Origin of the sequence: Candidatus Cryosericum odellii (assembly GCF_003570935.1) — a bacterium.
GTDB lineage: Bacteria > Caldisericota > Caldisericia > Cryosericales > Cryosericaceae > Cryosericum > Cryosericum odellii.
Window position 1 is genome coordinate 2,325 of sequence record NZ_QXIU01000095.1, and the last position, 4,882, is coordinate 7,206.

A 4,882-nucleotide genomic window follows, 5' to 3' on the forward strand; every position below is an offset into this window, starting at 1 on the left:
CGCCAGCCACTGGCCGAGCAGTTGAACGCTCGTTGCAGGGCCTGGATTGCCGGTGGAGCTGTGTGCTCGGAGATGGAGGCAGCCACGGTGTTTGTGGTATCGAGCATTCTTCACAAGCGTGCCGGTGGCGTCATGCTCATCGTCAACAACCAGTTTGCGGAGGGCGGACACGAATCCCATCATCCGATACTGGACCGGCTCATATCGACCGGGATCGAAGCGATCAAACTGCTCATCGAACAGGACCGTGTTGTCCGTCGCTGAGTAACGTTTCTGCGCAGGAATCGCAGGCCCCGGGTTCAATTATCTCGAGGGCCGGTCAACCGCCTCCCAGGAACGGGATGATNNACGAAGCCTGCACGGTCGCGGTCAATACCCAATGCTACAAGCAGACCGGTAACATCCGTTCCGGCCGGCACCTGCACATCGTGCAGGTCTCCGATCTGATCGGCGACTATGGCGTGCAGTTTGAGCTTTATGAGCATCCAGTCTCCTCAGCAGTCGTAATACAGCTCGAATTCCTTGGGATGAGGCAGGCGGCGGAGTACTTCTGCCTCGTTCTTCTCTTTGTAGGAGCAGAACACTTCAACAAATGCAGGGGGGAAAACACCGTCTCGCGTCAAGAAATCGCTGCCACGTCTCAGGGCTGCGAAGGCTTCGGAAAGAGAGGTCGGGAGCACCGGAATCTTGCGGACAATTTTCTCGGACAACTTCTCGATATCGCCCGTATATGGGCCGAGATGAAGTGCTGTCGGGTCCGTTTGTTTCTCGATGCCGTCGAGGCCGGCAAGAAGCATTGCGCTGATGGCAAGATAGACATTGGTTGTAGCATCCGGGGGGCGGAATTCGATGCGCTTCTCTGGCGCCGTATCTGCATAGATGGGAATGCGAACTGCTGCGGTGCGGTTGCCCAGCGAGAAGAATGCGCGGATGGGGGCCTCGAATCCTGGAATGAGCCTCTTGTAGCTTATCGTAGAAGGGTTTGTGATGCCCAGAAGGGCTGACGCGTTACTGAGAATGCCGCCGATATAGTGAATGGCGAGCGGAGAGAGGTCGTAGGGTTCTCCACCCTTCTGGTAGAACGTGGGTTGTCCTTTCCTGGTCAAATATTGATGGAAGTGCATTCCTGTTCCGGCCTGACCAGCAATCGGTTTGGGCATAAAGGTTGCCGTCATTCCCATTTGGCGAGCAAGGTTCTTGGCGAAGTACTTGATCTTCTGTGATGCGTCGCCCATAGCGCGTGGTGTGCAGGGCATAACCTCAAGCTCGATCTGGCCCGTTTCCCCGGCTTCATGATGGTGATAGCGGACAGTCACCCCGACATTCTCCAACATCTGAACGAGCGTGCTGCGATAGTCGAACAGCCGGTCGAGTGGCTGCTCTGCATGGTATCCTCGTCCGTGGCGGATCGTGTAGCCCTGGAGTTGTGAGTTGTCGAGCGACACCGTACTGCTGGTCTCCGCACTCTCGATTGAGAAGAAACAGGTGGTCTCCGAGGACTTGAAATCGACATTCTGGAAAACATAGAATTCGAACTCGGGGGCAAACCAGGCCGTGTCGGCATAGCCCTTGGACTTCAGCAAAGCTTCAGCTTGCTCCGCGATGTATCGAGGGTCGAGAGCGAAACGTCGATGAGTGTGGGGCTCAAGGATGTCGCAGAAGACTGCAACGGTAGGAACTTTGGCAAATGGGTCCAGGAATGCCGTCGACAGATCAAGACGCAGGAGCATGTCACTGCGCTCAACCGACGCGAATCCGGGAATGCTGGAACCGTCGAAGGCAACGCCCTGGGTCAGGAATCCCTGGTCGACACGGGATAGGGGAACTGTCACATGATGCAGGCCACCGAACAGGTCCGTGAATTTCAGGTCGACTTGAGCAATCTGGTGTTCTCTCGCGTAGTTCAGAAATTGCTGAAGCGTTTTCATATCCCTACCTCCAGAGAAACTGCCGGCTGGACTTGGTCCGCGGCGCCGTACTAGCGTGCCATGAGGTTCGCCGCTATCGTATTCTGCCTGGCAACCAGGGCTCGCACGTCAATGTTCGTGAACTGGCCGTTCTCGATGAGAACTCTGCCATTGACCATGTTGAAACTTACCTGCTTGGCGTCGCACATGACCGGTGCCGTGAAGGGGTCGTGCAGTCCGCCGGCGAACTCGAGAGTGTCGAGGTCCCACATGATCAGATCGGCCGCCTTTCCTACCTCGATACTGCCGATGTCTGAGTCCATGCGTAACACACGGGCGCCGCCCATGCTCGCCATGGCCAGAGCTTCGCGCGACGTCAGTGCGTCGGCCCCGTATTTGACCCGCTGGAGGAGCGTTGCCAGGCGCACCTCACCGATGAACGAATTGGTATCGTTGCTGGAACTGCCATCGACGCCGATGCCGATGCGCATGTTTGTTTGTTTCATGACCGCCACGGGAGCGATGCCGGAGCCGAGACGCATATTGCTGGCCGGGCAGTGGGCCATGCCGCATTCGTGCTCCGATAACTTACGGATGTCGGCGTCGGATGCCCACACGATGTGAGCAAACCAGGAGCGAGGCGTGAGCCAGCCGACCTCTTCCATGTAGTCGACTGGTCGGAAGCCAAATATCTGGAGACAGAATTCTTCTTCATCCTGCGTTTCGGCAAGATGCGTATGGATGAGCACATCTTCTCTCTCTGCCAGAGCTGCCGTCTGTTTCATCAGGTCTGTCGTGACCGAGAAGGGGGAGCATGGGGCCAGAGCAATGCGGGTCATCGGGTATCGACCGCGGTCGTGGTATTGGTGGATGACGCGTTCGGACTCCACCAGAATCTCTTCATCCGTCTGTACTACGCTGTCCGGAGGGAGTCCCCCATCTTTCTTGCTCAGTGACATACTGCCGCGCGTGGGATGGAACCGCACGCCGATATCACGAGCTGCCCGTATCTCAGCGTCGATGATCGCGTTGTTGCCATACGGATACAGATAGAGATGGTCGCTCGTCGTCGTGACACCAGTCTTCAGCATCTCACAGATGCCGACCTGGGCGCTTGTGTAGACAGCTTCTTCGTCAATGTACTTCCAGTGTTCATAAAGGAACGCCAACCAGTTGAACAGCTTGGCATGTTCGACTTGGGGAACGTTCCGAAACAGCGTCTGGTAGAGGTGGTGGTGGGTATTGACAAAACCCGGCATCATCAGCATGCGCGCGCCCGAGATGGTGCGGTCTGCAGGGGTATCGAGGACTGGCGCCCCTGTGCCAATGGCCGTGATGATGTTGTCGTCAACGACAACATACGCATCCTTAAGTTCCTGCCGAATAGCATCGCCCGTCATAAGGAAGGCAATGTCAGTGATAAGCGTTCTCATGTGCAGCCTCCGCTGGTCTTTTCCTATTGTACCGCCATTGAGGCCGCAATCAACGCGCGCAGCTCGCTTGCTTTCATTGCCACAGCATCTTGCTATAATCGGGGGCGGATCATATTGTCGTGACAAGGATAGGAGGTCGCATGAGGCATATCGTCGTAAGGCCCGAGAGTTGTACCGGATGCCGTTTGTGTCAGCTCACGTGCTCGGCTCAGAACTTCAAGCTCAACACACACAAGGCTGCTCGCATAGGTATCGTGCCCCGTTTTCCAGAGGGCTATTTTGAGATTCATCTCTGCAACCAGTGTGGTGCCTGCCAGTCTGTATGTCCGGTTGAAGCGATTTCTGTCGATGCAAACGGAGCCTATGTGATCGACGAGTCCACGTGTATCGATTGCGGAGCATGCGTGGACGGCTGCCCGCAGCAAGCGATCTTCAGGTCACCCGCAAGTCCACATCCCTACATGTGCAATCTTTGTGGAGCCTGTGTGGCAAACTGTGCGGCGCAAGCTCTGCGTTGGGGGGAAGACCAATGATAAATGGCTATGGTGGCTCTATTCTACGTGTCGACCTGACCACCAGGTCGGTCAAACAAGAGCCCGTGACGCCCGAATTGGCTCACGATTGGCTCGGAGGTCGTGCCTGGATCGCAAAGTTTATGTACGAGGAGCTTCCTGCTGGGGTGGATCCGCTCAGCCCTGCAAACAAAGTGTTTGTGGCGACAGGACCTCTATCGGGCACGTTGTGGCCTTCCAGTGCAAAGATTGTGTGGGGTACCAAGTCTCCGCTGACTGGAGGCTACATCGACAGCAACATGGGCGGCATGATCATGGCGGAACTCAAGTACGCTGGCTGGGACATGATCATCCTTGAGGGTGCTTCCGAGACTCCGGTATACCTCTGTATCGAAGATGACAAGGTGGAGATACGTGACGCTTCCGGCTATTGGGGCAAGGGCTCCGTCGACACAGAATATACCCTGAAGCGCGATCTTGGGGAGGACTTCCAGATTGCGACTATTGGCCCTGCCGGCGAGAACCTGGTGAGGTTCGCATGCATTACACATGATGTGGGACGTCAGGCCGGCCGGGGAGGGATCGCGGCGGTCCTGGGCTCGAAGAAGCTCAAGGCAATCGCTGTGCGTGGAACGAAGTCTATTCCGGTCGCCGACATCGAAGGTCTCCAAAAGCACACGACCTCCGTCATCGACTACATTAAGAATACGGCGTTCTTCCCGACCTTCTCCAAGTATGGCACGACGGATATCACCGACTGGTGTGACAGCGTCGGCGTCATCCCTGTCGACAACTTCCAGCATGCACAGTACCCCAAGAAGGACCGTATCAATGGCAAGTACATGCGAGAGCAGATATATGTACGCGACAAGGGCTGCTACGCGTGTCCTCTTGGCTGTTCCACCTACACCTATTCGAAGAAGTACGATGTCCACGTCGAGGGTCCCGAGTACGAAACGATCGGCCTGATGGGTTCCAACCTCGGCATGGACAGTATCGAGGAAATTGCCGTGCTGAACGCCGATGTCGA

At 56.3% G+C, this 4,882-nt stretch carries 4 protein-coding genes and 1 pseudogene; 3 read left to right on the plus strand and 2 right to left on the minus strand.

Annotation, left to right across the window (positions count from 1 at the left end; all coding sequences use genetic code 11):
- Positions 1-264, plus strand: a pseudogene (locus SMC5_RS03795) (nucleoside phosphorylase); the annotation flags it as partial.
- Between the two features lie 230 nt (positions 265-494).
- Here the strand turns inward: SMC5_RS03795 and glnA are convergent.
- Both glnA and SMC5_RS03810 read right to left on the minus strand, forming a co-directional pair.
- A complete protein-coding gene (glnA, locus tag SMC5_RS03805; protein WP_119119662.1) occupies positions 495-1,928 on the minus strand; it encodes a type I glutamate--ammonia ligase in 1,434 nt (477 codons plus the stop codon).
- A gap of 50 nt (positions 1,929-1,978) precedes the next feature.
- Positions 1,979-3,340 (minus strand): 8-oxoguanine deaminase, encoded by a 1,362-nt coding sequence (locus tag SMC5_RS03810; protein WP_119119663.1) that lies wholly within the window; start codon positions 3,338-3,340, stop codon positions 1,979-1,981.
- A 140-nt stretch (positions 3,341-3,480) separates the two neighbouring features.
- Between SMC5_RS03810 and SMC5_RS03815 the strand changes: the two genes are divergently transcribed.
- Together SMC5_RS03815 and SMC5_RS03820 are read left to right on the plus strand one after the other, a co-directional pair.
- Positions 3,481-3,873, plus strand: coding sequence for a 4Fe-4S binding protein (locus SMC5_RS03815; protein WP_119119664.1), 393 nt, complete (start codon positions 3,481-3,483; stop codon positions 3,871-3,873).
- The coding region (locus tag SMC5_RS03820) for an aldehyde ferredoxin oxidoreductase N-terminal domain-containing protein (protein WP_207799036.1) at positions 3,870-4,882 on the plus strand (1,013 nt) is incomplete at its 3' end. The genes SMC5_RS03815 and SMC5_RS03820, both read left to right, overlap by 4 nt.

Coding starts and splice junctions, on each gene's coding strand:
- glnA (WP_119119662.1), bottom strand. CDS start 1,928: ATGAAAACGCTTCAGCAATTTCTGAACTACGCGAGAGAACACCAGATT.
- SMC5_RS03810 (WP_119119663.1), bottom strand. CDS start 3,340: ATGAGAACGCTTATCACTGACATTGCCTTCCTTATGACGGGCGATGCT.
- SMC5_RS03815 (WP_119119664.1), top strand. CDS start 3,481: ATGAGGCATATCGTCGTAAGGCCCGAGAGTTGTACCGGATGCCGTTTG.